Source organism: Vibrio sp. 1151_11 (genome assembly GCF_029478525.1).
Lineage (GTDB): Bacteria > Pseudomonadota > Gammaproteobacteria > Enterobacterales > Vibrionaceae > Vibrio > Vibrio anguillarum.
The window spans coordinates 1-370 of record NZ_SHMN01000115.1 but is presented as its reverse complement, the minus strand read 5'-3'; the positions used below and the strand labels follow the sequence as shown (position 1 = coordinate 370).

Below are 370 nucleotides of genomic sequence, written 5' to 3'. Positions count from 1 at the left end.
GACGGATTCGAACCATCGAAGGCGGAGCCGGCAGATTTACAGTCTGCTCCCTTTGGCCACTCGGGAACCCCTCCGGGTGTTTTCCTATTCTAAAAATAGGCTTGAATGATGTTTTCCCAACGTATCAATCAAGGTTTCTCTTACGAGAGAATATGGTGGAGGGGGACGGATTCGAACCATCGAAGGCGGAGCCGGCAGATTTACAGTCTGCTCCCTTTGGCCACTCGGGAACCCCTCCGGGTATTTTCCTATTCTAAAAATAGGCTTGAATGATGTTTTCCCAACGTATCAATCAAGGTTTCTCTTACGAGAGAATATGGTGGAGGGGGACGGATTCGAACCATCGAAGGCGGAGCCGGCAGATTTACAG

1 tRNA gene is annotated in these 370 nt (G+C 50.0%); it reads right to left on the bottom strand.

From position 1 onward, the window contains the following. Positions 1–153: 153 nt before the first annotated feature. Positions 154–238: transfer RNA gene (locus tag EXZ60_RS19010), tRNA-Tyr, on the bottom strand. Positions 239–370 lie beyond the last annotated feature (132 nt).